Below are 26,676 nucleotides of genomic sequence, written 5' to 3'. Positions count from 1 at the left end.
TCAGTTTCGCATGCCTTCGGCGACAGCCTGTGGCCGGGGCCTCCATTTCACCCATGCCCCCGAAAGCGGTCGGCCTTGAACTTTCCCCATCGGCCGCTTCATGCCCGGTATCGGAAGAAGACGGGGCCGCCATGAATCACTGATTGCAGCCCATCAGGCAGTTCGTTCAGGTTTACAGGATCTTGAATGGAAGCTCCGCTTGTAGTCGAAGCTGATTCATATTGGCTTCACCTTGCGCTTTATTCGTTCGATGCACTCCGTAGCGCAACTGCAAGCTCAGGTTCTTTGCCGCCCCATGTTGCACCGTGTATCGAACCTGAATGTCTCGCTCCCAGTGTTTGCCGTTGGCTGCCGAATAGCCGAGGTAGCTGGCATACACTGCGTTGAGACGGCTGTTGTCGATACCGGAGCCTCTGGTGTAGGCCACGCCTGCGCTCAATCCAGGGGTTGCAATGGAGCTCAGGTCCACGTCGTACCTGAGCTGCCACGAGGCTTCGCGCGGACCGTTGAAGTCGGACAGCTGCATCGCGTTTTCCAGCCAGATGGAGCCGCGATTCACATAGTCAAACGGGTTGTTCCCGCTGACCTTCTGGTGGCCGAGACCGAATTTGTGGGCACCTATGGCGTAGCTGCTCATCAAGCTCCAGGTGGTGGTGTCGATGACGCCTGACTTTGCCCTGCCGGTGTCGGTGCTGCGATAGATATTCAGATTGAACGACAGTGAACGCTTATCTGGCAGAGGAAGCTTGTAGAAACTTCCCAAATACGCGGTGTTCCAGTTGTCCGCGTATTGCCCGTAGTAGCTGCTGAGCGTGAGGTTGGTGATGGGCGTGACCCATGTACCGCCTATAAAGCTGAAGGAGCTGCCGGTCACGCCCGAGTAGTTGGCCTGCAGATCGGCGCCGTTCTTGCGGGCGTTGCGGTCAGCCCAGCCGGTAAAGCGTCCGGCTTGCAGTGTGAGCGCAGGGATGTCCGTGCTGATGATTTGCCAGCCTCGATTGCTTTCAGGCAGCAATCGAGTATCGGACGAACTGAAGAGCGGGGACCTGGTCCGCATCTCGCCCACCTTCAGCTCGGTGGCTGACATTCGAATTTTCAGCGCAGCGCCGGCGCGCCCAAAACGATCGGCAATCCCTTGTCCATCCCTGGCCACGTAGCGAGGTGTTGCGCGTGCATGGTTCGCTTCGGTGCCTAGATTGAGGGCACCATAGGCATGCGCATCAAGCCCCACTCCAACAAGGCCCCGTGTGTAGCCTGATTCGTAATTGAGCATGAGCCCGTAGGCCGATTCGCGAGCAAGGGTTTGGCCTCTTTGCCCACTTGCGGCGCGAAAGCTGCTGCCATTTTGATAGTCGAGTTGCTCTGAAAGCATGCGGTTTTGCATGATGAGAGAACTGCCCTCGGCAAAGCCTTTGGCCTCTTCCTGTCCAATAGCGAAGGCTTGGCCACCGGCCAGGAGGAGGGCAGCGACGATTGCAGGGCAGCAGAGGGTGGGGCGGGAGGTCACGGTAGATTTTTCAGGGAAGGCAGCGTGCATGTGCTCCTGCGTTCTTGGGCACATGGTTTGCTTGCTTGAAGGGAAGAGCTGGAACCACGTGCGGGTAAGCATAGAATTGATATGATAGTGATAATTCAATATCAATAGAGCAAACAGCTTGTCACCTTCTCCGTCTTCGCTAGCGAGTGCTGGCCGTCTGCAATCGATCGATGCGCTGCGTGGTCTTGTCATGCTGTTCATGCTGCTTGACCATGTCCGTGAAACCTTTTACCTGCATCTGCAAGTACCGGACCCGATGGTGGTGGCGGAGACTCCGCCCGGCCTGTTCTTTCCGCGCATGCTGGCCCATCTGTGTGCGCCAGTGTTTGTGTTTCTGACAGGCTTGGGGGCCTATCTGTATGCCAGCCGCCATGCCGAGGCGGGTCAGGCGAGTGCCGCGTCGGGCTTCCTGTGGCGGCGCGGCCTGTTCTTGGTGCTGCTGGAGGTGACGGTAGTCAACTTCGCCTGGACTTTTCAATTTCCCCCCGCCAGGATCTTCCTGCAAGTGATCTGGGCCATTGGTCTTTCCATGCTGGCGCTGTCGGTGCTGGTGTGGCTGCCACGCAAGGCTTTGCTGCTGTTGGGCCTGGTGCTGGTAGCAGGGCACAACCTGTTCGATAGCCTGCATTTCCCGCCGGATCACGTGATGCATATCCCCTGGGCAATCCTGCATGACCGTGGTTGGCTGGAGCTGGCGGGCTTGCAACTGCGCACGTCCTATCCTGTGCTGCCCTGGATTGGCGTGATCGCCCTGGGCTACGGCATTGGACCGTGGTTTGGCAAAGCCTGTGACGCGACGCAGCGCAGGCACCATCTGCTCGTTGCAGGCGTGAGCTGCCTGCTGGGCTTTGCTCTGCTGCGCACGCTGAACGTGTATGGCGATGCACCTTGGCTGGCCGGTGCGGATGCGCTGCGGACGGTCATGTCCTGGTTCAACGTCACCAAGTATCCGCCTTCACTGTTGTTCCTGCTATTGACGCTCGGCATCGGATTGCTGCTGCTCACAGCGTTCGAGAAAGCCACAGGCCGCCGCTGGCTGCAGCTTCTGGCCACGCTGGGCGCCGCGCCCATGTTCTTTTATGTGCTGCATCTGTACGTGCTCAAGTTCATGTATCTGGGTGCAATGGCGGTCTGGGGGACCAACCAGGGACAACTGTTCGGGCTGAGCAGTTTTCTTTGGCTATGGGTGATCTCGGCGCTGCTGGCCGTGGCCTTGTATCCCGCCGTTCGCTGGTTTGCTGCACTCAAGCAGCGTCGACGCGACATCACCTGGCTCAAGTACCTGTAGGGGCCGGTCAAGAGGCGAGCCAGGGCACAATATTGCCTCCCTCGCTTCCATGACATAGCCTCGCCACAATGACCCCCTCCAAGCAACGATCCACGAAGCAGCGCGCGGCTATTGAGCAGGCCATGACGAAGGCCGGCAGGCCGCTTGCGCCACAGGAGGTGCTGGAGCTGGCGCAGGCAACGCTACCTGGGCTGGGGATTGCGACCGTGTACCGGGCTCTCAAAGCGATGGCTGAAGAGGGTTTTCTTCATGAGGTCCACTTGCCTGAGCGCACGCCCATGTATGAGGTAGCTCACCACGGCCACCACCACCATTTCCAGTGCACCGTCTGTCAGCGGGTTTTCGATGTACATGCTTGTCCCGGCGACCTGGCGGGCTTGGCACCACCTGGTTTTCTGGTCGATAGCCATGAAATTACGCTGTATGGCCGCTGTCGTGAATGTGCATCCACCTTGTCGTGAGTGTGCGTCCCATTTGCCGCGGCGATGACCTCTCTTGCCGGTAGCCGTCTTGTCGGCCGGCCTTGAATACCGATTCCATCCCAGAGCGGCCATGCGATCTGTTGCCATGTCCGACATCCTCTGGATGACTGCTTTTGCGTGTGTCGAAATAGTGCAGCAGACCCTTGCGGACATTTGCAAGCGCACATCTGCGCCATGCCCGAGACCGCGCTGTCCTGCTGCGTACGACCGCCTTGGATCTTGACGTTGTTTGGAGCCCCAAGGAATAAGTCAGGCAGCCCTGTGCTTGGCGACCCAATATGAGTTGACGAACATTGCAGTGTGCTGCAAAGACTGGCGTATATCCGGTTTGGCTATTCCATGCCTGTTGGCAAATTGCTCGACTGCTGCCGTATCAAAGCGAGTGGTCTGGATAAAGTCCAAGGCTTCAGCGTTCGTATTCAAGAGGCGTGCGATGGGAGGAATACTCAGCAGCAACTTCAGCAATCGCAGGGAAATGTGATGCCTGGGAGGCTGCAGGCCCATGGGTTGTGCCACCTGTCCCAGGAGCTCCCGCAAGTTGGGGCTTTGGTCATCAAGCGCCAGCAGTTCCTTGCCCACCATGGCAGGATCGAAAGCACAAGCTGCCACCAACTCGACCAGGTAATCCACGGTGACCAGTGGCAGCCAATGCTCGGCGGTACCGGGCACTGCAGCCAGCTTTCCCTGCGCAAGATTGCGTATCAGCGTCACCAGCGGCTGACCGTCAAGGATATGTCCCGTGCGGCTGTGGCCACAAACCGTTGCGGGGTGAACTACGGTAGCTTCCCCGCCCTTGGCGGACATGAGCTGCAGAGTCGCAAAGTGCGCCTCCAGCTTGCTCGCCTCGTAAGCACCGACGCGCCTGTAGACGGCAGGCCAATTCGTCAGCTCCGGATGGCGAGGATCAATTCCGATGCGCAGCAGATGTTCATGATTCTTCAGCATGTAGCCGCCGATCATCACCAAGCGGCTTTTTTGCCCAGCCGCCAACAGCGCCACGCGCTTTGCCCCTTCTACATTGACCGCACGAGAATGCTCCAATGAAAGCCCCCAAGCGAAGTGGGCACCCAGGTGGAATACGACTCTTGACTGCTTTAGCACTGCCTGGTCGGCAGGGCTCAGCCCGAGGTTGTCCCGCTCCAGGTCGCCAGCAATGGCAAATATCCGGGTTGCAGTCCCTCCCAGATTGTCGACTTGCTCTCGCAGTGCAGCCAGTCGCTCGGGGCGACGCATCAACACCCGGACGGTGTGACCCTTGGCACTCAGGTTCGCCAGCAAATGTTGACCGATGAAGCCGGTCCCTCCCGTGACAAAGCACTCCACGCTCATTCTCCTGCTCCTTGGTTGGGTGAGAAATCAAATGTAGAGTGTCGACCTAACTCTATAGTCAAGCGGTATTTTCATGAGAATCGGCGAACTTGAGACCCGCAGCGGCGCCAGCCGCCATACTTTGCGTTACTACGAGCAAATCGGCCTGATCTCGCCGACGCGACGAACCAACAACTATCGCGTCTACACTGCGCAAACTCTGCAGGATCTGAACTTCATCCAGCGCGCGCAAAGCATGGGTTTTTCGCTGGGGGAAATAGGCCAGATTCTGGATGCACAGCGGAACAAGACGATCGATTGTGCTGACGGCGCCAAGCTCATTGAAAAGAAGATGGCGGAGATCAGACAGAAAATCGCGGACCTCAAAAGCATTTATCGCTATCTGGATGAAGAACGTGCAAACCTCGAAGCCAGCGCTGCCAGACAACTTGAGCTGCAGCAACTGGCCAAGGCTTCGAGCTGAGCTGTCGGTATCCAGGAGCGGCAGCTGCCGCACGCTTCCGGTTTCAAGCCCCGCTCAAGTATTTTCTAGATCCTTGCGGCCAGACCTTGTCTGGTTCAGTGCAGGCTTGTGCGTCCTCTCTGTTAGCAAGTTCTGCCAAGCAGACCTGAGGCGACAGCACGCGAAGGTCTGCGATGGGGCGATCTGCGACTGTCGCAGATTTACCAGAAGCCGTCGGTCGCCACCTTTGCGTAGCGGGCTGCTGCAGGCTGTGAACGGTCTGTCGCCGAATGGCAGACTTAATGGGGCAGCGCCACAAACCTGAGGTACCCGTTAGCGGTCGTTCGCGTCGGCCAGTAGTCGACCCATTGCTGTTGTTCGTGCTTCGTCAACAGGTGTCTGTTGTGCAGCGATTGCTGCTGCTCGTTGCCGCATCGCAACCTTTCGGTTACCGCTCCATAACAGCCATCCGAGCATCGACGCTGGCGACTGTCCAACGACATGTTTCAGGGGAACTGCGGACAGTGACCATCAAGTGCTGGCCGATGGTTGCTGGATGTCCGCTGTCACGTCGTGCGAACAGGAGCTTGCGACCCTAAGCAGTCATGCGCTAGCGCCCAGTTCCAGCACCATGGTTTGTGCCATAAGACCCGAGCCTTCACGTAAAGGCTCAGCATTTCCGACAGAGAGAAAGCCTTGTGACGTATATAACTTAAAGGCTGGGGAGTCAGCGACGGTTACGCCCAATTGAACGTGTCGCGCACCATTCTTTCTTGCCCATGTAAGCGCTTCCGTGAGCAAGGAACGTCCAACACCCAAACCGCGGGCTGCAGGATCGACCCACATCTGGTACAGACAAGCAACATCTGATTCCTTTTCAGAAATCTGAGCCCATATCAATCCGTGAGCCTGTTCGCCACTGACTGCGAAAAACACCTCGTTACTGGGTGATTTTGCAGCCGCAGCAATGCGTATGGACCAGCTTTCGTCGGTCAATAAGATTTCACGCTCCCAAGTACTGCCGAAGGCGTCGGGAGAATCCTTTAAAGCGCGCAGGCGAATATCACGGTACTTCTGCCATTCGTGGGCAGCTATTGGCCGAATAGAAATCAAGGCTTGCTTTCTGACTGTAGCTATCTAACGAGGCCGCATTTACCAATGTTTTCATCAGCCAGTTCGGGCACATGGAAACCGTCGAATCAACAATACTTTAACCTGTCCCAAAGGCTGCTTTTGACCGAGATGTTGAGTTCATGGCTATGCCAGGAAGCTGACAGTCATAAGGCTATGGCAGCCAAGCATCACTAGTCGCTCAGGCGAGTCGAAGCCCGCGCATCCTGTGTGCCCCTCAACTCGATGGGAGACCATCATGGGATCTACAGGTAATACCGCTTATCGCGAGCCGTGGAACAAGGGCAAGATCGTCGGGCAGAAGGCTCCGTTCAAGCTCAAGGACATCTGGGCGCTGCGCGTAAGGCTCCAGATGGAAGGCCGGGTGCGCGAGCTTGCTCTCTTCAACTTAGGCATCGATAGCAAGCTGCGAGGATGCGACCTCGTCGCCCTCAAGGTTTGGGATGTATGCCACGGCGACCAGGTGGCATCGCGCGCGGTCGTCATGCAGCACAAGACTCAGCGTCCAGTGCAGTTTGAGATCACGCAGGCTGCCCGTGACGCCTTGCAAGCCTGGATCAAGCTAGCTGGGCTGAAATCAGAGGACTTCTTGCTTCCGAGCAGACTACACAAACCTCCACATCTAGGGCCACGGCAGTACGCCCGAATCCTCGGTCACTGGGTTGACGAGCTAGGCCTGGACCGCATGGAGTACGGGACACACTGCGATGCGCAGGACCAAGGCGGCACTGATCTACCGCCGCACCAAGAACCTGAGCGCTGTGCAGTTACTGCTCGGCCACTCTAAGCTGGAGTCGACAGTGAGGTACTTGGGCATTGAGGTCGACGATGCCCTCGAGATCTCTGAACAGACGGAGATTTGATGTTGCCGCTGACGGCCACACCGGAAACTGCGGCCGGGTGGCCGTCTTCAACGGCTGCAATGCGGCGCTGGGCCAAACTGGTACTTTCGGCCAGGAGCAGTCGTTTAAATTTGACTCCAAGCTCAAGTACTACTCAAATGTGGAGCGATGTCGCCTGTGCTTGGCTTAAGCCATCAGGAGCTGGAACTCCTTTAGTAGCTCACAAAGCTAGTCTGCATCTGCTGGAGCAAACGCGTTATCCAAATCCTCATGGAGAAAGGCTGTAAACGGTGAGTCATAGAGCTAAGACATCACAGACTCAATCAATGCTTTGAGCCTGCCGCATCAGCTCACAGCATATCTCCCCAATCTGCCCAACAGCCCCCAAAAGCCGAGGTGTGGGATCGTTGGCACAATTTAGACGAAGATAGTTGGGCAGATCAGCCTGCGGCGTAAACAGTTGACCGGGGCTGACGCCTATGCCCAACGCCAACGCACGTCGGTATACCTCCATCGCATGGATCTGGAGCGGCAGCTCCACCCAAAGCAAAAAACCTTGGCTGGGAGTTGTCACTCTGACACCTGCGGGAAAGCTAGCCTCCACCCGCGCCATGACGGCCTGAACCGCGGCATGAATGCGAGATTTCAAGCGCCGTAAATGCCTGTCATAGTCACCACTCGCCAATATCTCGCTCAAAGCCGCCTCCAACAGCGGCACGCCTGCCCAGTCCCCAGCCAGCCGCGCTTTCAGCACTTGTTCGTGAAAACGTCCAGGCGCAATCCAGCCAATGCGCCAGCCCGGTGCCAATGTTTTAGAGACAGAGCTGCAATACAGCACGTTGCCGCTGCTATCGAAGGCTTTACAGGCAGGTGGACGCAAAGATTCTCCTGCGAGATCTCCATATACGTCGTCCTCAATCAAAGGTACGCCGGCTTGCTCCAACAAGGCCACCAGTGCACGTTTGTGCTCTACCGGCATGCAGGCTCCTAGCGGGTTCTGTACAGTGGGCGAAGCCAACACCGCTTTAGGTTTGTGCTTTGCCAGAGCTGCTGCCATCGCATCTGGCACCATGCCATAGTGCGGGTCAGTGGAGATTTCTAGAGCTTTCAGACCCAGGTCTTCCAGCAACAACAATGTGCCGAAATAAGCCGGGCGCTCAATCGCCACTACGTCGCCAGGCTTGCAGACTGCACGCAACGCCAGTCGCACGGCTTGCGTTGCGCCAGCAGTCACCACGACATCTTCCGGGCCAAACTGCCCGCCCCATTGGGAAGCCCGTGCCGCAATCTGGGCACGTAGCTCTGCTCGCCCTGGCGGCATGCTGTAGGTCTGCCCATGCCCCTGCAATCGACGCCCCACAGTCTGCAATGCGCGCTGCAATGTCGTAGTTGGCAGCCAGGTGGGATCAGGTAGCGCAGCGCCCAGTGGCATCAATCGCGTGTCAGCACTACTGAACAAGGAGCGTGCCAAGCCTGCCATAGTCACAGGCAAAGGGCGCGAAGCCGGCCGAGAGTTCGTTCTAGGTAACAGGCACAAGGCGCTATTGCTCACTTGAGGCACAAAGTAGCCAGAACGTGGTCGAGCAACAATCAGCCCCTTCGCCTCAAGGCAACGCAGCGCCTCCAGTGCCGTGGGCAGACTAACCTGCTCCCGCTGCGCCAACTTGCGTGCGGAAATCAAGCGGTCGCCGGGACGTAACGCACCAGATGCCAGTGTTTGGCGCAGCGCCTCGGCAATTCGGAGATAGTGCGGCAATGAAGGGGCGGCGAGAACCACTGCGTTTTGCATGGACGTTTCACTCAATCTGTACAGGTAGATTTTCAATCATTCTGCTTATACAGATAGTGCGATTCATGCTCTATCTTTCTGGATGCAATTTCACCAAGGATTTTTCATGCATGCCAGCAATTTCGATCTGCCCACCTACTTACAACGCATTGGCTACACAGGCAATTTCGCTGGTGACACAACCACCCTGCACTCGTTGATGCGCCAGCAGCTATTTACGGTTCCATTTGAAAATCTGGATGTTCAAGCCGGCAAAGTCGTCTCGTTGATACCTGAAGATATCGCCGACAAAATTCTCCAGCAAGGCCGAGGCGGCTACTGCTATGAGGTCAACGGACTGTTTGCAATGGCGTTACAAGCTCTGGGCATTCCCTACCAGTTCGTCGCCGCGCGGCCCATGTTTTATCCGGCACGCAGACCTAGGACCCACATGGCCGTGATTGCCGAGGTCGAAGGTCGGCGCTGGCTGTGCGATCTGGGTTTCGGCAGCTACGGCATCCGAGCACCAATGGATCTGGAGCTTCTGGATATAAATATTGAGCAGGACAGTGACACCTTTCTGCTCACCCGTGACGAGCGCGGTGAATACCTGCTCAAAGCTCAAGTAGATGGTGAGTGGGCCAACCAATACGGCTTTGATCTTTCACCTCAGGAATGGATCGACTTCGTTCCCGCCAACTATCTCAATTCCACGCACCCTGAAGCGATCTTTGTGCAGAAGCTAGTAGTTGTGCAACATCACAGCAGTGGTCGTAACATTTTGCTGGGCGACATGCTTAAGACGATCACAGATGGACGTGCTGAGAAAAGGCAGCTGGATCCGAAAGAGGTTGAAGAGGTACTGCTCAACCAGTTCAGGCTGCCTTCCATTCATTGAGGACTACTGAAAACGAACCTCCACAATGGGTCGTTCCAAGATGGTCGCAAGCGGCCGGTGAGGATGATCGCCCGGCAGGTAGCTTCAGGCTGGTTGTAGCCTCTGAGATTTGGCAAGCCTGTGACCGCTGCCGCCAATACAAGACGTTGACCTGCTATCTGGCCAGACGTGCGCTGTGCACCTCAAAGCGGAAATTGGCTGGATCGTAGTGCGCCAGACAAGGTGAACGGCAGCTCCCGTAAGCTGCGAACTGGTGGTGACGACCCATTACAGACATTCGCAATTCATTCGATGCCGAAGGCGGTCGGTTGCAATGACTAGTTAGAGCTTGTGCCATGCGAAAGTCAGAATTCCGCCAGACAGCGCCAACAAAACAACAGCCGGGATGAGCGCAAGTAACCCAACCAACCTGGCCCATTGACTACCGACAACGGCCTCAACTTGGACAGACGGTCTTCTCAACGAGGCGTGGAAAACGCGCCAGCAGAGCGCTGAGCACCCTAGCATGGAGATTGGTAGAACCGCAAAGATCGAGAAAAATAAAAGAGGGAGAGCCTTGCCCAACGTGACAATCGTCAGTACAAAACTCAGCACAATAAACCAAAAGCTGAACCCAATCAGCGTCCCGACTAGTCCTTCGCCAGTACTTTCAACGATCGGAGTCAATTCGGGTTCCATGAACTCCGACTGGTCAGGAGGAGTTGGAACTTGCGCCATGCGAGTTATAACGACTGAGGCAAGTCGACTGCCATCGGCGGATCGACAAGACCGATGGGTTAGACCAAAAGGCCAAAAGAGAACCCCCAGACTTGGCGATGGGCGTAACCCACGGAAAAGCACCGCGCCACCGAGGCTCCGCAAAACTACGAAAACCATAGCTACTAGTGCTTACTGTGAAACGACTAGAGCCTAAAAAGGCTTGAAACTGGCAAAACCTACGCAGGCGCAGCACTAACAAACCCCAAAAACCCAGCGAATAAACACTTGAGAAGGTAAATGGTGTTTGAATATTCATAGGCTTAAATGGACAGAAATTAAAGCGGACTAACTAGTTTTAAGAAGACATACAACAAGCATGTTTAGTTCGCCTAATACTGTATGAGCTTGCAGTTCAACAGGCAAATTAGCTGTTGCCGCCTTAAGACAATCCTAAAATTTTTGAACTCAGTCTTTGGTTAGTACAAAAGTTCAATGACCAAATGACCGCTAGTGGCCGAACGGCGACTGTCGCTGTTCGGCACAGAGCCGCCGTTCGCACACATCAATTGCAGTCAGTTAAAAAGGGCGCGCCAAATTGAGGGCTTCGCAGCTTGGCCTTGCTATTGATAGAAGCTGGAGGGCGAGACCCCGAAATGTCGACGGAACATTGCAGCAAACGCGCTGGCACTGCCGTAGCCGCAGTCGAGCGCTACTTCGATGACCTTGTTACCTGCAGCAATCCCGCGCAGCGCGTGAAGCAGCCTAGCCTGCTCACGCCACTGAGCGAACGTCATGCCAGTCTCCTTGGCGAATAGCCGGTGCAATGTTCGCTCTCCCACATGGATTGACGCTGCCCATTCCGCGGCATTCGACGAATCTGAGGGGGTTGCGCTAAGTTGGTCGCAGATGCTGCGAAGCCGCTCATCCTTGGGCATTGGCAGATGAAGCGGAAGGGTCGTTGAGACGCGAATCTCATCAATGAGCAATTCCAGAAGCCGTGCGTCGCGGCCTTTCGGCTCGGTGTGGAACGCAATGCGGACCGCCTCCACGAGCAGTTCGCGCAGCAGGGGTGAGACGTTGATGACGCTGCTCTCATGCGGCAAGGTCGTTACCTTCGCGACATCGATGTACGCCGTGCGCATAAGCACGTCGCCGGCCATCGTGACGGTATGCCGCAGGCCCGTGGTTATCCAGAGCGCGCGATTGGGAGGGACGATCCAAGACCCCGCGTCGGTGTGCACCACCATAACGCCCTCTGTAGCGTAGAGAAGCTGGCCTTTGGGGTGGGAATGCCAACCCGTGGACATACCGACCGGCCACCTGCTCTCCATGACGACGACCGGCCAGGCCAGGCTGTCGTACTGCTTGTGTTTATGGGATGGATGCGTTGCCATGGCAGAAACTCTACAGGTATTGGCAGATGAGCGTGCGACAGCCAATCGGCAAGGACGTAATCTCCAAGTTCAGCCGTCCAACGGCTCAGGTCCAACGCACTTGCCTCTGTAATTCCATGACCGTCAGAACTGCCACTCTCTCCACATCGGAAGCACCTTGCATCGCGGTGCCCGACGCCAAGCCACAGGGATTCCTTCTCCCTATCGTCGGGGGCGCTGCCTTTGCCCACCTTCTCAACGACATGATCCAGGCCATGCTGCCTTCGATCTTTCCCATGCTCAAACAGAGCTTCTCCTTGAGCTTTGGGCAGATCGGAATCATCGCGCTGGTCTATCAAGTCACGGCTTCGCTGCTCCAGCCCTGGATCGGCCTGTACACAGACAAGCATCCCAAGCCATACCTGCTTCCTTCGGGCATGGGGATGACCTTCATCGGAATCGCGCTCCTGGCTGCGGCCAGCAGCTACGAGATGCTGTTGGCTGCGGCAGCGGTGGTGGGCGTCGGCTCTGCTACTTTTCACCCAGAGGCCTCGCGGATTGCAAGGCTGGCGTCGGGTGGCAAGTTTGGAACAGCGCAATCCACTTTTCAGGTAGGTGGTAACACCGGCTCCGCCATCGGCCCCTTGCTGACTGCGGTCATTGTTATCCCGCATGGTCAGCCAGCGGTAGCGTGGTTCATGGTGGTCGCACTGGTAGCGATCTTCGTTCTGTATCGCCTCACAATCTGGGTACGTCATCACGGAAACGCTAAAGCCAAGGTCCTGTCGAAAGGCCATGGCGAGGGGCTGGGCCGCGCTGGCGTGATACGTGCGATTTCCGTTATCTGTGTGCTGATGTTTGCGAAGTTCGTCTACATCGCATCATTCACCAATTACTTCACGTTCTATCTGATCGAGCGCTTTCAGCTCAGCGTGCAGACGAGTCAGCTGTTTCTCTTCATGTTCCTCGCAGCTGTGGCCGCAGGAACCTTCGTAGGCGGACCTGTTGGAGACCGCATTGGCCGCAAGGCTGTCATCTGGATTTCGTTTATTGGCGTCGCCCCGTTCGCTCTTGCGCTGCCTTATGTCGGTCTTGCCGGGACAGCCATCCTCGCCATTGTCATAGGCTTGGTAATGTCATCTGCCTTTGCCGCTCTGGTGGTCTACGCACAGGAGGCCGTACCCGGTCGCGTGGGACTGGTATCTGGACTGATGTTTGGGTTGATGTTCGGCGTCGGTGGAATTGGCGCAGCCGGACTGGGTGAGTTGGCAGACGTACACGGCATTGTGTGGGTCTATGGCGTGACCTCATTTCTGCCGCTCCTTGGCTTCGCCACAGCGTTTCTTCCAGAAACGCAGCGAAAGAAGTTCTAAAACTGCTGCATCGCTATACGCCTATGTCCGCTTCCCGCAAAAGTGCCGAATGGCAGGTTGTGGCCGACAGCTTGAGTTCGGTACGCGCCCTGACAGCAGTCATTCGACCTGTTCTCAGGAAATTGCTCGACAGGCCGCTATCGGCTGCCAGCACGAAATGGTGCTCTCGGCCAGAAGCAGACACCCATATTGTCAAAACGAATGTCTGCTCCAGAGCGAGCTCATGCTTCGGCCAGATCCTCTGCTTTATCGCGTATCGGGAACCAGCCGGGCGTCGCCGAGATCGCAGACCACAGCTTGTCCGGCACCTGAAGGTCTCCAGCCTCTCCTGACATATCCAATGCCGTGTCGATCTCGTGATCACGTCCGGCATTTGCCAGCTCCACCCACTGTGCGTTCATCACCAGTCCCTTGCCCACGGCCACCAAAGGCAGTCCAAGAGCCAATGCGCGGCGCGCTTGGTCAGGTGTGCGGATTTGGCCCGCAGCCAGCAGCGGCACTCGCCCGGCCACGCGCTCGATGAACTGCTCGGCGGTCGTCTTGCCGCTCGCGTCCTCCAAGCCAGTGTTCTGCGGCTTGCCCGTCAGCAGGTCGTAGAGCGAGGCGTGCAGATAGTCGATCCGGCCTTCCTCGATCAATTTGTCTACCAGCGCCAATGCACCGCCGATGCGCAGCGCGCCTTCGCCAGGCTCCTCGGGAGAAATACGGTAGCCCAGCAGGAATGGACGCTTGGCATGGGCGGCGATCACGCGGCGTACCTCGCGAACCACTTCGAGGGGAAAGCGCATGCGGCTCTCCAATGAGCCACCCCATGAGTCCGTGCGTTGATTGAACAGGGGCGAAAGGAAGTTCTGGATCAGAAACCCGTGGGCGCCATGCAGCTCCACGCCGTCGAAGCCCGCCTCGATGGCGCGGCGTGTGGCTTCGCCGAAATCGCGGATCACGGCCAGGATTTCTTCATGGCTCAGGGCCCGGCTGGCGAGCTTGCCGTCATTGAACGGTCCCTTGGGCGCAGCTAGGCTGCTCGCGCTGACCAGCTCACCCTTCGGGATCAGGCTGGGCACGGCCTTGTTGCCGGCATGGAAGATTTGCAGCACGGCTGGCGCACCGCCGCTTTTTGCGGCCTGGGCCAGTTTGCGCAGGCTGGGGATGAAGCGGTCGTCATAGGCCGCGAATTCATCGGTGAAGCCGATGCCGCTGGGCTGCACATGGGTGCAACCCGTGAGCACCAGGCCCACGCCCTGTACGCGGGCGCGGTAATAGGCCAGCTCCTGCTCGGAGATGGTCCCGTCCGGATTGGCCGACCAGGTGGTCATGGGGGCCATCACCACGCGATTGCGCGGCGTGAGGCCATTGGCGAAGGCAAAGGGCTGGAACAGGGTGTCAGTCATCGGTAGAGAGAAATCGGGATGTCTAGGAGTCGACCCTGGCACGGGTGGTGCCAGGCTGAGACCATGGGTGGCTCAAACGAAGGCGGGCTTGTCGCCTTCGGTGTTTGGCTTGCTCACGCCCACATTCGCTCGCACCAGCCGTTCGGGATGCCGCACCAGATCGGCGACCAGTGCGGCTACGCTCTTGCGCGAGACCTCGGTGCCCTTGAAAGGCTCGTTTCTGGCGGTGACCTCGTAGTCCACCTCGTCTTCATCCTGCAACCAAGCAGCGCGCAGGATGGTGTAGTCGGTGTCGGAGGCTTCGATCAGGTCGGCCGACTTGCGATACGGTGGCAGGTACTGGCCGATCTCGCGGCGGTTCCACTCGCCGAACTTGCCCGGCACTTCGTCATAAATGCCCAGAGAGTTCACAAAGATCAGTCGCTTGACGCCCTTGGACTGCATGGCGGCGAGGATGCGCTCGGTCTGCGTGTCCACTTCTCCGGCCAGATTGGCATAGACCACGTCATGACCTTGCATGATCTGAGCCAGGAGTTTCCTGTCCATCACATCGCCGATGACAACCTTGGCGTTGGCCGGCTCGTGGCCGCTCAGCTTCTCGGGGTCGCGCACCAGCAGGGTCTGCTCGACATCCTTTTGTTCGCCCAGCATCTGGACAGCCCATCGGGCAATCTGGCCGCTGGCGCCCAGGATCAGGACTTTGGTCATGGTGTGGCCTCGGATCAGAGATTGGCCTGGAAGAAGGGCACCAGCCTGGCCAACGCCTGGCCCACTGGGCCTGGCTGGTCGTACAACTCATAGTGCGAAGCACCCTCGACGATCACCAGCTCCTTGACCTTCGATGCAGCGCGCGCATAGATCTCCAGACCGTCGCGGTAGGCGCCAAACCCCCCCGGCTTGTCGCCGACCACCACCAGCATTGGCGTTGTCAGCAGGGTCTCGGCCAGATGGAAGGCGTCCCAAGCGGCGGAGGCCGCGCGGCGCGAGAACAGACCGCGCGTGCCGGCGTTGTCGTTGACGCAGCGATTGCGGTAGTAGTCGGTCGCACCGAGCACGTCGATGTCTGTCATGCCCGCCTGGACGGCAACATCCATCGAGGGGGGCACGAACAGATCGACCTTGAGCGCTTCGCCCCGGGCCTCGGCGGTACGCTGCTGGGCCACGGCCTCCATCTGGCCGATAGGGTCAAAACCGCTGAAGCCCTCTCGGCACAGGCGGCCGTAGTTGACGCCTGTGATGCTGGCCAGTGCCTTGATGCGACGCTCGATCATGGTCGCGTTGATGGCATAGCCACCGCCGCCACAGATGCCCAGTGCACCGATGCGGTCGGCATCCACATAGGGCAAGGTGACCAGATAGTCCGTGACGCGGCTGAAGTCCTCGACGGCCATGGCCGGGTCTTCGGTGTAGCGGGGCAGGCCGCCGCTTTGACCCTGCGTGCTGCGATCGAAGGCGATGACGACAAACCCGGCGTCCGCCAGCGCCTTGCCGTAAACGTTTCCGGCGGTCTGCTCCTTGCAGCTGCCGATGGGGTGGGCACTGATGATGGCCGGATATTTCCGGCTTTCATCGAAGTTGGGCGGGAAGTACAGATCTGCTGCGATGTCCCAGTAGGTGGTCTTGATCTTGACGCTTTGCATGAAGCTCTCCGGTGGTGATGAGGGATGGCTTCAATGTTAGGCAGTGGATTGGTCTTAATAAATAGCCTATCAAAGACATGAGTGTTTAGTTAAACTAACCAATATGCCCATTGAGCCCTCGCTTGTCTCCTCTCTGACCTGGTTCGCCCACATCGCCCGCCACCGAAGCTTCACCAAGGCTGCGACGGAGATGGAAGTGACACGCGCGGCCCTGTCCCAGCACTTGAAGGGGCTGGAGCAGCATCTGAACGTGCGGCTGCTCAACCGCACGACGCGGGACATGTCGTTGACCGAGGAGGGACAGCGGCTGCTGGATGTCGTGCAGCCGGCGCTGACGGCCATTGAGCGGGCAGTGGCTGAATTGGGCGAGGCGCACACCGAGCCTTCGGGCCTGATCCGCATGAACTCCTCGCGTGTTGCCGCACGTCTGCTGATCGAGCCGCAGATGGGGGAGTTCCTGGCACGTTATCCCAAGCTGCGGCTGGAGTTGGTGATGGATGATGGGTTTTCCAACATCGTTGCCGAGGGGCTGGATGCCGGCATCCGCTTGGGCGAGAGCCTGGATGAGCACATGGTGGCGGTGCCGATCACGCCGCCCTTGGAGATGGCAATCGTCGGCTCACCAGAGTATTTCGAGCGGTACGGCATGCCCGAAACACCGGCCGACCTGATGAAGCACAACTGCCTTGCCTACCGCTTTACTTCCAGCGGCACGATAGACCGCTGGTCGTTCACCTCTCCCGATGAAGAAAAGCGCACGGTAGTGTTCGAACCTCAGGGCAATGCCGTCTTCAACGATGACGACAGCATGCTGCATGGCGCGTTGCAGGGTGTGGGGCTGGTGCAGCACATCGACCTCTGTGTGCGGCGACATCTTGCCGACGGTTCGCTGGTCAGGGTACTTGCTGCCTGGTGCCCGCCGTTTCCGGGCTTCTATCTATATGTGCCGTCACGGTCGCAGATGCCGGCCAAGACAAGAGCGTTGATGGATTTCCTAGTCGAGCAACGAGAGATTCTTGTGCGGCAGGCTCGCGAAGCTATCTAGGCAGCACAGTGCAAGGCATAGAGAAGATCGTCCAGTGCCGTCGTTCAAGCGCTGTCGGCCTATGTCTGCTCAGGGTCGGCATCGCCAGTTCGCAACCCGTGAGAGCAGCCATTGACCTGCGTGGAACCACGGAGCTTGGTCGCCCTTGCTGAATGGCCGGACTAGGCGGCGCAGCAGTCACTCAGGAGGCGACAAGCCCAATGACAGGAATAGGTGGCAGCGGTCATCGGTCCACAAAAGCGGGATGACGGCAGCCAGCCTGAAGCCGCCGTTCAGGACGATCCAGCGGCAGCCCGCTCGTGGCCGAAGCCGGGCCTGGCTACTGTTGGATACAGCACCGCAAAGCTGACCTTCGGGGCTGCGCCTTGAGCGTCCGGTTTAGGATAGGCATTCAACGGGTGCAGGCCGTCGCTAGTCAGCCAGAAACGGTCTCTCAGCTGAGCATTTCAATTCGAATCGACAGGTCGCTACCATCGAAGAAATATTTCATGGATAGCTATGAACCTACGACCAGCAAACACCGAGGATCTCGCACATCTGTTTGCAATACATCGATCGGTATTCCGCCCACATATTGAGAAGTTATGGGGCTGGGATGAAGCTTGGCAGCGCGAAAACTTCACATCGGAATGCACAACTGCCACTACCTCCGTGATTGAAGTCGATGACCAAATCGCTGGGTACATCCAAGTTCTTGACCGCGGGTGCCAAATCTACTTGCAGAACATTGCAATCGCGCCTGCATTTCAGAGTGCAGGCATTGGCAGCAGACTTTTGAAAGATTTGCAGTTAAGTGCAGCGACTCGGCAGGTGCCACTCCACTTAGGTGTGTTCAAAAGCAATATGCCTGCTCATAGGCTTTATCAGCGTCTTGGATTTCGTGATATCGACGAAACACGTACTCACATCGAGATGTCGTGGATTGCTCCTACTCTTGATAGCCTGAGCGGAAAGTGTTGAGTTAATTCTGACTGGCTGCAAAGGGTCGATTGCACCAGTTTGACCCTGGTAAAAAGCGGTCACTCGAAATACATGTCAGTCCAGTGACTGCTTCGAGGTTTGGAGCGGACCTTCGTGGAGGTCGCGCTCCAATGACTGCCGTGGGCATTAGCAGTCATTGGCAACCTTGAATTGAGCGACTGCAGACAGCCTGACGCAGTCACCGGCGGGAACACCTCCAAGGTCTGCTTCTGGCCGAAAGTACCAGTTTGGCCCAGCGCCACATTGCGGCCGTTTAGGACGGCCACCCTGACGCAGTTTTCAGGGTGGCCGCCTGCGGCAACGTCTAATCTCCGTCTGTTCAGAGATTTCGAGGGCATCGTCGACTTCGGTGTCCAGGTATCTCACTGTTGACTCCAACTTCGAGTGGCCTGGCAGCAACTGGACAGCGCGCAGGTCCCTGGTGCGGCGGTAGATCAGTGTCGCCTTGGTCCTGCGCATCGAGTGCGTCCCGTACTCCATGCGGTCCAGGCCTGGCTCGTCAACCCAGAGACAGAGAATTCGGGCGTACTGCCGTGTCCCCAGATGTGGCGATTGGTGCAGCCTGCGTGATCTCGAACTGCACTGGGCGCTGAGTCTTGTGCTGCAGCACGACAGCGCGCGGTGCCTGGATCCCAGGATGCTCTCCCATCGAGTTGAGGGGTATACAAGATGCGCTGGCTTCGACTCGCCTGAGCGACTAGTGATGCTTGGCTGCCACAGCCTGATGACTGTCAGCTATCAGGCGTAGTCATGAATTCAACATCTCGGGCAAGAGCAGTCATCGATAGTCTGCGTGCGTAAAAGGTGAGCACTTTCTACACATATCTATTCATTAATTCAACAATTGATGTATTATTGATTAATGCAAGAAGCAAACGTCATCCGCTCACTTTCCGCTCTGGCGCATGAGGCCCGATTGCGCGTATTTCGCGCTCTTGTTGTGGCCGGGCCTGAAGGCCTGACACCCAGTGCAATAGCGGAGCAGCTCGGCATCTCTCCAAATGCGTTGTCCTTCCATCTGAAAGAGCTTTTTCATGCTGATCTGGTAAGCCAGGAGCGGCAGGGGCGCAATGTGCTCTATCGAGCTGCGTTTCCCGCCATGAACGATCTGCTGGCGTATCTCACCGAGAACTGCTGCCAAGGTGCGGTTTGCACCTCTGACACAGCAACCTCATGCCATTGCTAAAGGGAGCTTCATCATGAAGCGCTTTCACGTACACCTGCATGTCGACGATCTGGACAAGAACATTGCCTTCTACTCCAAGTTGTTTGGAACTGAGCCTTCTCGAGTGGAGAGTGACTATGCGAAGTGGATGCTGGACGACCCACGCGTGAATTTCGCCATCTCTACGCGCGGGAACCAAGCGACAGGGCTGGACCATTTGGGCTTCCAGGTCGATGAGGCAACCGAGTTGGCTGAACTTAAGCAACGTGCGCAGGCCGGTGAGATAGCACTCCTTGATGAAGGCAGAACCACTTGCTGCTATGCCCACAGTGATAAGCACTGGATTACCGATCCGCAGGGCGTGGCCTGGGAACACTTTCACACGCTGGACAACATCCCGGTCTTCAATGAGCCAAAGCGAGTCGCGGCACAAAGCGCGGCCTGCTGCACGCCTCATGCCGCGCCAGTTCAAGCGCCGTCTTGCTGCACTCCCAATTCTTCATCCAAGTCCTGCTGCTAAGCCATCATGTCTGACAACAAAGCTCTCCTGAATGTCCTGTTCCTGTGCACCCACAACTCGGCGCGCAGTATCCTGGCTGAGGCCTTGCTCAACGATATGGGCCAAGGCCGTTTCAAGGCCTATTCGGCAGGCAGCAGCCCTCGAGCGAACCAGCAACCCAACCCGTTGGGGCTGCAAGTGCTGCAAAAGGCTGGTGTTTCTGTGGAAGGCCTGCGCAGCAAGAACTGGGATGAATTTGCCGTGCCTGGTGCACCCCACATGGATCTGATCATCACGGTCTGCGACAACGCCGCAGGGGAGGTCTGCCCGTTTTGGCCTGGCCACCCCGCCACAGCGCATTGGGGCTACCCGGACCCCTCGGAAGGTGATGCCTCTGATGAAGCCAAGTTGGAAGCCTTCCGCCAGACCATGCACATGATCCGTCGCCGTCTGGAGTTGTTGGTCAATCTTCCCTCGCAAAAGCTGGAGCAGGCCATGCTCCAGTCCACCGCGCGTGAGCTGTCGTCTCACTGAAGCGACGCAGCCCTGGCAACTCCCGGGCATAGGCCTTCATGCCAACGTCTGAGGCCTCAAGCCAGGGGAGAACGCCCACGTCTCGCCCAGATGCCACATCCAAGCTTTTTCTAGGACCCATGCGTCATGTTGACGGCCATTCTGATTTTCATCTTCACGCTGACGCTGGTTATCTGGCAGCCGCGCGGCCTTGGTATTGGCTGGAGCGCCTCTATTGGGGCCGGTATCGCGCTGCTGCTGGGAGTCGTGCACTTAGCTGATATTGCGGTGGTCTGGCATATCGTCTGGAATGCCACGGCGACCTTTGTCGCCATCATCATCACCAGTCTTTTGCTGGATGAGGCCGGGTTCTTCGAATGGGCCGCATTGCACTTTGCCCGATGGGGCGGCGGCAGCGGCGTCAAGCTGTTTGCCTTCATCGTGCTACTGGGTGCCGCCGTGTCGGCTCTGTTTGCCAATGACGGAGCTGCCCTGATTCTCACGCCCATCGTGATGGCCATGCTGGTGGCGTTGGGCTTTTCTCCGGCAGCCACGCTGGCGTTTGTCATGGCTGCCGGGTTTATTGCCGACACTGCGAGCCTGCCGCTGATCGTCTCCAATCTGGTGAATATCGTCTCCGCCGACTTTTTCAAGATCGGCTTCAACGACTACGCATCGGTGATGGTGCCGGTCAACATCGCCTCGGTCCTGGCCAGCCTCGGTGTGCTGCTGCTGTTTTTCCGACGCGATATTCCTGCAACCTACGACGTGGCCCAACTCAAGCAGCCGTCGGCTGCGATCAAAGACCGGGCCACGTTCCGGGCCGGCTGGGTCGTGCTGGTCTTGCTTCTGATTGGCTTTTTTGCTTTGGAGCCTCTGGGCGTGCCCGTCAGTGCCGTGGCGACCGTGGGTGCCGCAATCTTGATGGCTGTGGCGGCTCGTGGCCATGTCATCAGCACCAGGAAGGTACTCCATGGTGCTCCTTGGCAGATCGTGGTGTTCTCGCTGGGAATGTATCTGGTGGTCTACGGGCTGCGCAACGCGGGCCTCACGGATTACATCGCCGTGTTGCTGAATCAGTTTGCAGCCGGTGGCGTGTGGACCGCATCACTGGGAACGGGCGTGCTGTCTGCGATGCTGTCCTCCATCATGAACAACATGCCCACGGTCTTGATCGGGGCCTTGTCCATCGATGCGTCCACCGCCAGCGGTGCTGTCAAGGAGGCCATGGTGTACGCCAATGTGATCGGCTGCGATCTGGGTCCCAAGATCACGCCGATTGGCAGCTTGGCCACCTTGCTGTGGCTGCATGTGCTGGGCAAGAAAGGCACAACGATTGGCTGGGGCTACTACCTCAAAGTCGGCGCGGTACTGACCCTGCCCGTGCTGCTCATCACCCTTTCCGCCCTGGCCTTGCGGCTCAGCGTGGCGTCATGAATCTTTGCAACGGAAATCTTGCGCCATGAGCGACATCACGATTTACCACAACCCTGCTTGCGGCACCTCCCGCAATGTCCTGGCCCTGATCCGCAACAGCGGGGTGGAGCCAACTGTCATCGAATATCTCAAGACACCGCCTGATCGCGCCACGCTGGTGGGCCTGATCCAGGCCATGGACATGCCAGTGCACGATCTGTTGCGGCAAAAAGGTACGCCCTATGACGAACTTGGCTTGGGCGAGGCCAAATGGACGGACGAGCAATTGATTGATTTCATGCTCCAGCATCCCATCCTGATCAATCGTCCGATAGTGGTCACCCCTGTGGGAACCCGCTTGTGTCGTCCCTCGGAGGCCGTGCTGGACATCCTGCCACAGCCTCAACAGGCCGCATTCTCCAAAGAAGACGGGGAAGCCGTCATTGACTCGAAAGGAAATCGCATTGGCAAGCTCTGATCTACCGAACCTCGACGAACAAGTCTTTGAAAAGCCCAGCCTGGACGGCCTGTTGCCGGCACAACGTGCTGCGCACGCGCCGCGCATTCTGCTGCTGTATGGCTCGGTTCGCGACCGCTCCTATAGCCGACTGCTGACCGAAGAGGCGGCGCGACTGCTGCGAAAGATGGGGGCAGAGACCAGGATTTTCGATCCGCGTGGCCTGCCGCAACCCGATGGTGCCCCTGACGATCACCCGAAGGTCAAGGAACTGCGTGAGCTGGCTGTATGGGCCGAGGGCATGGTCTGGACGTCTCCTGAGCGTCATGGTGCGATGAGCAGCATCCTCAAGGCGCAGATTGACTGGATTCCATTGTCCGCTGGTGCCGTGCGACCGACGCAAGGCAAGACATTGGCGGTGATGCAAGTCTCGGGAGGCTCGCAGTCCTTCAATGCGGTCAACCAGATGCGTGTGCTGGGCCGGTGGATGCGCATGATCACCATCCCGAATCAGTCGTCCGTTGCCAAGGCATTTGCCGAATTCGATGAGGCTGGGCGGATGAAGCCTTCTTCATACTACGAGAGAGTGGTGGATGTGATGGAAGAACTGGTCAAGTTCACGCTGCTGACGCGTGACTGTTCGGACTATCTGGTGGATCGCTACAGCGAGCGCCGTGAAAGTGCTGAAGAACTGTCCAAACGGGTCAACCAGCGAAGTATCTAAGTGATGCGGGCAGATGAGCTCTGCATTCCAGAACAAGTTCAGTGACCGCTTCTTCGCTACTTGAGCGGCTGCAATGGGTCGTTAGCAGTCATCGGTGGCTGGCTGCTACCGGCCAGAAGCAGACGCTCGAGTGGCGAGCACAAAGACAGGGCTCGCCACTCGATATTGCTTACTTGCTCATCCCATCCTTAGACATGGAGTCTTTCGACATCCCGTCCTTGTTCATGGCCCCCTTGGACATCTTGTCCTTCCCCATGTGATCCACGGCGGACTTGTCGCTCTTGCTCATAGCGCCTTTGCCCATTCCTTTGTCCATGCCCATGGCATCTTTGTGCTTGGAGTCCTTGCCCATGCCCGGCTTCTCCATCGCCATTTGATCTTTGCCCATGGAATCCTTGCTCATAGCATCGGCTGCAAAAACCGAAGTAGCGCTCAGTGCCAGACACATGGAGAGCGCGGTGGTGGTGAATGCGTGTTTCATGATGGTACTTTCTTAGCTCAGGTGGAATAGACGGCATACGCCGCGGTGGAGATCGGAGAGGGAAGCGTCTTCAGCTGCCGCCGAACCAGTTGTAGCCCTGGTCTTCCCAGTAGCCTCGGTTGTAGGTATTGCTCACGAAGATGGCCTGTATGTGTTTGGGGTTCTTGTAGCCAAGCTTGGTGGGCATGCGCAGCTTCATTGGAAAGCCGTACTTGGGTGGCAGAGGCTGCCCATCCCAGTCGAGCGCGAGCAGGGTCTGGGGATGCAAGGCCGTCGCCATGTCGATGCTGGTGTAGTAGTCGTCGGCACATTGAAAGCCCACATAGCGAGCGCTGAGGTCCGCCCCCACGGCGCGTAGAAAGTCGCCAAAACGTGGCCCACTCCATTTGCCGATGGCGCTCCAGCCCTCCACACAGATGTGGCGCGTAATCTGCGCGTACTGTGGCAAGGCACGCAGCTCATCCAGCTTCCAACGGCGCTTGTTGGCGACAAGGCCCGTGACCTCCAAAAGAAAGTTGGACGCATCGACCTCTGGTACCTTGCTTTCGTCGTAAAACGCATTGAAGGGAAACGGCCGGGTGATCATGGAGTCGGGGTAAGTGGGAGCAAGGCGTGAGGAGTCGAACAACCAACCCTGAACCCGATCGTTGAAATGCGAGATCCGCGTCAACGCTGCTTCGGCAGTGGGGCTGTCGTCGATGCTGCACCCGCTGAGCAACCCCAAGCCGCCCAAAGTAAGTCCGCGAGCTAGAAACTGTCTGCGCGATGCTTGCGGCAATTGCTTGTTGATCAGATTGCGAGCTTCCGCGACGACGGCTTCTGCGTTGTCCCTGTGCCAGATAGATGTGCTCATGATGTACTTTCTTTGTCGGTGCGGCGGAATGTCGCGCGCCCCAGCAGCATGGCCAGCAGTGAGCGAGGAACCAGCACGACCATCAGGAGGTGCACGGCGACAAAGCAGACGATGGCCGACATGCAATAGAAATGAATGCGTCGGGCCATGTCGTAGCCGCCCAGAAGCTCACGCAACAGCGGGAACTGCACCGATTTCCAGATCACGAGACCACTGAGCACCAGAAATATCAGATCCACAACTGCAAAGAGGTAGGCGGCACGTTGCACCTGGTTGTAATGACCCAGGTCCGCATGGGACAAGCGAGCCGTCAGCGCGAGCCAAGCGTCCCGCAATATGCCTCGTGGAGAGACGGGCAGCATGCGGCGACCAAACCTGCCGGTGACCAGGTTCAGCAACAGATAAGCAAGCCCGTTGAGCACAAACAACCACATACCTGCGAAATGCCATTGCAGCGCGCCGCCCAACCAGCCACCCAAGGTGATGCTGTTTGGGAAGGTGAAGTCAAAAATAGGCGATGCGTTATAGATGCGCCAACCGCTCATCACCATGATCAGCACAGCCACGGCATTCAGCCAGTGGGTGATGCGCAACCACAGCGGTTGCACAGAAGCACTGCGTTTGGGCGGTTGATGTGTGAGGGATGACATGGGTGCATTCTTCAGCGCACCTGGTCTCGAAGTCCTCACAGAAATCTCAAATATTTGTGATACTTGAGTAACTGAGGTCGAAGGTCTGAGTCGACCAGCTATGTGGGGAAGGGGTCAGCAGTCGTTCGTCTTGTCAGCAAGGCTAATGAGCATCGCCACGCGTCTGCAATGTGCGTCATAACGCCAATTACCCCCAACACCTCAACGCCCGCAACGGGTCGAATGGCGACAGCTACAACCGCCAGAAGCAGACATACCTAAGGCTCTGGGGTAGCACCCGCTTCGTGCGCATCACGGTGACGACCATGGGGTCAGGGCACCGCCGAAGGTGAAGTGCATCCGGGCCGCTGCACTGGCTTCAGTCGAGGCGAGGGGGCATCATTGCGGCCGCCCCAGCGGAAGCGGGGCGAGCTCCATCCGGTTCCGTCCCTTGCGCTTCGATGCGTATAGGGCTTCGTCGGCCCGCTTGAGCCAATGTGACAGCTCGGTCTCGGGCTGGTCGAACAAGGTTGCACCGATGCTCAGGGACACTGGCTCCGGCGTTGCGAACATGGCGCGCGCGTGCTGCGCGAACGACTCGCGCAGGTTCTGTCCCAGCGCCTGCGCGTCGGCGCCGGAGACACAGCGCAGCAGAATCACGAACTCGTCCCCGCCCAGTCGCGCTGCCAGCGCGTCATGGGGTAGCAAGCCGCGGATGAGGTCGCTCAGGGTCACCAGCAGGCGATCGCCGGCATCGTGACCGTGCAGGTCGTTGACCTGCTTGAAGTGGTCAATGTCGATCAGCAGCAGGGCACCGGGGCTGGCCGGCGAGGACTGCCGTAGCAGCTCAGGTGCGCGCAGATAGAGTGCTCGGCGGTTGTCCAGGGCGGTCAGTGGGTCGCGGGCGGCGATCTGCGCGATACGCTCTTCACGGCGATGGCGCTCGGTGCCGGTCATGGACATCGCAAGCAGCATGATCGCCATCACGCCTTCCACCAGGGAAACCAGTATCACAGCGCCTCGGAAACTGGCCAGGTTGACGAAAGCGTCCGGTGCCACGGCCGAGCCGGCCTTGGCCAGGTAGAACAGGCCGTGTGCCAGCAGGACGAAGCGCAACTGCGCCGCACCCACGCTCAGCGCTCGACCATGGGGGCGCAGCAGCAGGCCGGCGCGCAAGGTGATGACGGCAATCATCAGCGACTGGATGCCCAGCATCGTCTTGGACCACCAGGGCCCGTCGGGGAGAAACAGCATTGCCAGCCAGACGACGGCCAGCAGCCACCAGGTGCGCGGCAGCCGGGTGCGCGTGAATCCGGCAACGCCGGCCAGGAACAGCCAGTGGGCGACGATCAGCAAGCCGTTCGGGAACCAGATGCCGAACAGTACATAGCCGCTGGAGCGCAGCAGGGCCAGCACGCTGCCCACGGCGATGATTGTGAACCCCGCGCTCCAGAGCAGCAGCGAGCGTTCGCGAACGCTGCTCCATTCTGCAGCCAGGTACAGCGCCGAGGCGGCGGCCATGGCCGCGGAGAGGACGAGCAGGGTGAAGGGATCGAGAGCCATGGACGATGGATGTGTCAGCGCGGGTGGGGTTCGCGCGAGAGCCGCCCGGCCAGGAGCAATGCGCAGGAGTCGATCAGCTGCTCGGTGGCGACGGTTGAGGCCATGGCATTGAAATGGAGCGGGTCGCAAGCGAGGCGAATTGTCGCAGCATGCGGAT

The 26,676-nt window shown here is 58.2% G+C and carries 27 protein-coding genes and 2 pseudogenes; 14 read left to right on the top strand and 15 right to left on the bottom strand.

The annotated features are described in order from the left end of the window. Nucleotides 1-172: 172 nt before the first annotated feature. Nucleotides 173-1,537, bottom strand: a complete 1,365-nt coding sequence (locus tag CTATCC11996_RS23820; RefSeq protein ID WP_003081459.1) for an OprD family outer membrane porin — start codon at nucleotides 1,535-1,537, stop codon at nucleotides 173-175. Nucleotides 1,538-1,655: 118 nt separating this feature from the next. Between CTATCC11996_RS23820 and CTATCC11996_RS23815 the strand changes: the two genes are divergently transcribed. Together CTATCC11996_RS23815 and CTATCC11996_RS23810 are read left to right on the top strand one after the other, a co-directional pair. Beyond that, entirely contained in the window at nucleotides 1,656-2,825 is a 1,170-nt protein-coding gene (locus CTATCC11996_RS23815; protein ID WP_080569934.1) for an acetyltransferase domain-containing protein, read from the top strand. Nucleotides 2,826-2,893: 68 nt separating this feature from the next. Next, nucleotides 2,894-3,286 (top strand): Fur family transcriptional regulator, encoded by a 393-nt coding sequence (locus CTATCC11996_RS23810; RefSeq protein ID WP_003081454.1) that lies wholly within the window; start codon nucleotides 2,894-2,896, stop codon nucleotides 3,284-3,286. A gap of 270 nt (nucleotides 3,287-3,556) precedes the next feature. Here the strand turns inward: CTATCC11996_RS23810 and CTATCC11996_RS23805 are convergent, their stop codons facing one another. Next, nucleotides 3,557-4,636, bottom strand: a complete 1,080-nt coding sequence (locus CTATCC11996_RS23805; RefSeq protein WP_003081452.1) for an SDR family oxidoreductase — start codon at nucleotides 4,634-4,636, stop codon at nucleotides 3,557-3,559. Nucleotides 4,637-4,709: 73 nt separating this feature from the next. Between CTATCC11996_RS23805 and CTATCC11996_RS23800 the strand changes: the two genes are divergently transcribed. Beyond that, nucleotides 4,710-5,099, top strand: coding sequence for a MerR family transcriptional regulator (locus tag CTATCC11996_RS23800; protein WP_003081449.1), 390 nt, complete (start codon nucleotides 4,710-4,712; stop codon nucleotides 5,097-5,099). A 582-nt stretch (nucleotides 5,100-5,681) separates the two neighbouring features. Here the strand turns inward: CTATCC11996_RS23800 and CTATCC11996_RS25325 are convergent. Next, nucleotides 5,682-6,191, bottom strand: a complete 510-nt coding sequence (locus CTATCC11996_RS25325) for a GNAT family N-acetyltransferase (RefSeq protein ID WP_003081444.1) — start codon at nucleotides 6,189-6,191, stop codon at nucleotides 5,682-5,684. A 256-nt stretch (nucleotides 6,192-6,447) separates the two neighbouring features. On the opposite strand from CTATCC11996_RS25325, the pseudogene CTATCC11996_RS23795 reads away from it, so the two are divergent. Next, a pseudogene (locus tag CTATCC11996_RS23795) lies at nucleotides 6,448-7,072 on the top strand (tyrosine-type recombinase/integrase). A gap of 298 nt (nucleotides 7,073-7,370) precedes the next feature. Here CTATCC11996_RS23795 and CTATCC11996_RS23790 read toward each other — a convergent pair. Continuing rightward, on the bottom strand, nucleotides 7,371-8,876 hold the full coding sequence (locus tag CTATCC11996_RS23790; RefSeq protein ID WP_236597816.1) for an aminotransferase-like domain-containing protein: 1,506 nt from the start codon (nucleotides 8,874-8,876) through the stop codon (nucleotides 7,371-7,373). A 70-nt stretch (nucleotides 8,877-8,946) separates the two neighbouring features. Between CTATCC11996_RS23790 and CTATCC11996_RS23785 the strand changes: the two genes are divergently transcribed. Next, nucleotides 8,947-9,717, top strand: coding sequence for an arylamine N-acetyltransferase family protein (locus CTATCC11996_RS23785; protein ID WP_003081437.1), 771 nt, complete (start codon nucleotides 8,947-8,949; stop codon nucleotides 9,715-9,717). 321 nt (nucleotides 9,718-10,038) lie between these two features. On the opposite strand, the gene CTATCC11996_RS26425 is transcribed toward CTATCC11996_RS23785, so the two are convergent. The 3 genes from CTATCC11996_RS26425 to CTATCC11996_RS23775 form a co-directional block, all read right to left on the bottom strand. Further along, on the bottom strand, nucleotides 10,039-10,395 hold the full coding sequence (locus CTATCC11996_RS26425) for a hypothetical protein (RefSeq protein ID WP_042438337.1): 357 nt from the start codon (nucleotides 10,393-10,395) through the stop codon (nucleotides 10,039-10,041). Between the two features lie 13 nt (nucleotides 10,396-10,408). Then, nucleotides 10,409-10,732: a DUF1010 domain-containing protein gene (locus CTATCC11996_RS25655; RefSeq protein ID WP_114864938.1), complete on the bottom strand. Its 324-nt coding sequence runs from the start codon at nucleotides 10,730-10,732 to the stop codon at nucleotides 10,409-10,411. 304 nt (nucleotides 10,733-11,036) lie between these two features. Next, nucleotides 11,037-11,810: an AraC family transcriptional regulator gene (locus CTATCC11996_RS23775; RefSeq protein WP_003081433.1), complete on the bottom strand. Its 774-nt coding sequence runs from the start codon at nucleotides 11,808-11,810 to the stop codon at nucleotides 11,037-11,039. Between the two features lie 116 nt (nucleotides 11,811-11,926). Between CTATCC11996_RS23775 and CTATCC11996_RS23770 the strand changes: the two genes are divergently transcribed. Next, complete coding sequence (locus CTATCC11996_RS23770) at nucleotides 11,927-13,162, top strand: MFS transporter (RefSeq protein WP_042438344.1); 1,236 nt, start codon at nucleotides 11,927-11,929, stop codon at nucleotides 13,160-13,162. A gap of 221 nt (nucleotides 13,163-13,383) precedes the next feature. Here the strand turns inward: CTATCC11996_RS23770 and CTATCC11996_RS23765 are convergent, their stop codons facing one another. The 3 genes from CTATCC11996_RS23765 to CTATCC11996_RS23755 form a co-directional block, all read right to left on the bottom strand. Beyond that, nucleotides 13,384-14,553 carry an NADH-dependent flavin oxidoreductase gene (locus tag CTATCC11996_RS23765; protein WP_003081431.1) on the bottom strand — a complete coding sequence of 390 codons (1,170 nt, stop codon included), beginning with the start codon at nucleotides 14,551-14,553 and terminating at the stop codon, nucleotides 13,384-13,386. Between the two features lie 72 nt (nucleotides 14,554-14,625). Beyond that, nucleotides 14,626-15,261, bottom strand: a complete 636-nt coding sequence (locus CTATCC11996_RS23760; RefSeq protein WP_003081430.1) for an SDR family oxidoreductase — start codon at nucleotides 15,259-15,261, stop codon at nucleotides 14,626-14,628. A gap of 14 nt (nucleotides 15,262-15,275) precedes the next feature. Next, complete coding sequence (locus CTATCC11996_RS23755; RefSeq protein WP_003081429.1) at nucleotides 15,276-16,193, bottom strand: alpha/beta hydrolase; 918 nt, start codon at nucleotides 16,191-16,193, stop codon at nucleotides 15,276-15,278. A gap of 103 nt (nucleotides 16,194-16,296) precedes the next feature. On the opposite strand from CTATCC11996_RS23755, the gene CTATCC11996_RS23750 reads away from it, so the two are divergent. Together CTATCC11996_RS23750 and CTATCC11996_RS23745 are read left to right on the top strand one after the other, a co-directional pair. Next, entirely contained in the window at nucleotides 16,297-17,238 is a 942-nt protein-coding gene (locus tag CTATCC11996_RS23750) for a LysR family transcriptional regulator (protein ID WP_003081428.1), read from the top strand. 498 nt (nucleotides 17,239-17,736) lie between these two features. After that, a complete protein-coding gene (locus CTATCC11996_RS23745; RefSeq protein ID WP_003081427.1) occupies nucleotides 17,737-18,198 on the top strand; it encodes a GNAT family N-acetyltransferase in 462 nt (153 codons plus the stop codon). A gap of 300 nt (nucleotides 18,199-18,498) precedes the next feature. Here the strand turns inward: CTATCC11996_RS23745 and CTATCC11996_RS23740 are convergent. Beyond that, nucleotides 18,499-18,844: pseudogene (locus CTATCC11996_RS23740) on the bottom strand (tyrosine-type recombinase/integrase); the annotation flags it as partial. A 237-nt stretch (nucleotides 18,845-19,081) separates the two neighbouring features. Between CTATCC11996_RS23740 and CTATCC11996_RS25315 the strand changes: the two are divergent. The 6 genes from CTATCC11996_RS25315 (at nucleotide 19,082) to arsH (ending at nucleotide 22,993) form a co-directional block, all read left to right on the top strand. Then, the gene (locus tag CTATCC11996_RS25315; protein WP_003081424.1) at nucleotides 19,082-19,405 is read left to right on the top strand and encodes an ArsR/SmtB family transcription factor; all 324 of its coding nucleotides are present in this window, start codon (nucleotides 19,082-19,084) and stop codon (nucleotides 19,403-19,405) included. Between the two features lie 13 nt (nucleotides 19,406-19,418). Continuing rightward, entirely contained in the window at nucleotides 19,419-19,904 is a 486-nt protein-coding gene (locus CTATCC11996_RS23730) for an ArsI/CadI family heavy metal resistance metalloenzyme (RefSeq protein WP_003081422.1), read from the top strand. 6 nt (nucleotides 19,905-19,910) lie between these two features. Continuing rightward, on the top strand, nucleotides 19,911-20,417 hold the full coding sequence (locus CTATCC11996_RS23725) for an arsenate reductase ArsC (RefSeq protein ID WP_003081410.1): 507 nt from the start codon (nucleotides 19,911-19,913) through the stop codon (nucleotides 20,415-20,417). Nucleotides 20,418-20,543: 126 nt separating this feature from the next. Continuing rightward, nucleotides 20,544-21,833, top strand: a complete 1,290-nt coding sequence (locus tag CTATCC11996_RS23720) for an arsenic transporter (protein WP_003081409.1) — start codon at nucleotides 20,544-20,546, stop codon at nucleotides 21,831-21,833. A gap of 25 nt (nucleotides 21,834-21,858) precedes the next feature. Next, the gene (gene arsC / locus CTATCC11996_RS23715) at nucleotides 21,859-22,290 is read left to right on the top strand and encodes an arsenate reductase (glutaredoxin) (RefSeq protein WP_003081408.1); all 432 of its coding nucleotides are present in this window, start codon (nucleotides 21,859-21,861) and stop codon (nucleotides 22,288-22,290) included. Next, complete coding sequence (gene arsH / locus CTATCC11996_RS23710; RefSeq protein ID WP_003081407.1) at nucleotides 22,277-22,993, top strand: arsenical resistance protein ArsH; 717 nt, start codon at nucleotides 22,277-22,279, stop codon at nucleotides 22,991-22,993. Before arsC ends, arsH begins: the two co-directional genes overlap by 14 nt. Nucleotides 22,994-23,162: 169 nt before the next feature. On the opposite strand, the gene CTATCC11996_RS23705 is transcribed toward arsH, so the two are convergent. The 4 genes from CTATCC11996_RS23705 to CTATCC11996_RS23690 all read right to left on the bottom strand — a co-directional run bounded on the left by CTATCC11996_RS23705 (nucleotide 23,163) and on the right by CTATCC11996_RS23690 (nucleotide 26,519). Continuing rightward, nucleotides 23,163-23,474, bottom strand: coding sequence for a hypothetical protein (locus CTATCC11996_RS23705; RefSeq protein ID WP_003081406.1), 312 nt, complete (start codon nucleotides 23,472-23,474; stop codon nucleotides 23,163-23,165). A 70-nt stretch (nucleotides 23,475-23,544) separates the two neighbouring features. Beyond that, a complete protein-coding gene (locus CTATCC11996_RS23700; RefSeq protein WP_003081404.1) occupies nucleotides 23,545-24,327 on the bottom strand; it encodes a molybdopterin-dependent oxidoreductase in 783 nt (260 codons plus the stop codon). Then, nucleotides 24,324-24,977, bottom strand: a complete 654-nt coding sequence (locus CTATCC11996_RS23695) for a cytochrome b/b6 domain-containing protein (protein ID WP_034350267.1) — start codon at nucleotides 24,975-24,977, stop codon at nucleotides 24,324-24,326. The genes CTATCC11996_RS23700 and CTATCC11996_RS23695 overlap by 4 nt, the downstream gene beginning before the upstream one ends. A 378-nt stretch (nucleotides 24,978-25,355) precedes the next feature. Then, nucleotides 25,356-26,519 carry a GGDEF domain-containing protein gene (locus tag CTATCC11996_RS23690; protein ID WP_003081398.1) on the bottom strand — a complete coding sequence of 388 codons (1,164 nt, stop codon included), beginning with the start codon at nucleotides 26,517-26,519 and terminating at the stop codon, nucleotides 25,356-25,358. Between the last annotated feature and the right edge of the window lie 157 nt (nucleotides 26,520-26,676).

The sequence above is a fragment of the Comamonas testosteroni ATCC 11996 genome (assembly GCF_000241525.1).
Taxonomy (GTDB): domain Bacteria; phylum Pseudomonadota; class Gammaproteobacteria; order Burkholderiales; family Burkholderiaceae_C; genus Comamonas; species Comamonas testosteroni.
The sequence above is the reverse complement of the archived record's forward strand: the minus strand, read 5'-3'. Positions and strand labels throughout refer to the sequence as shown.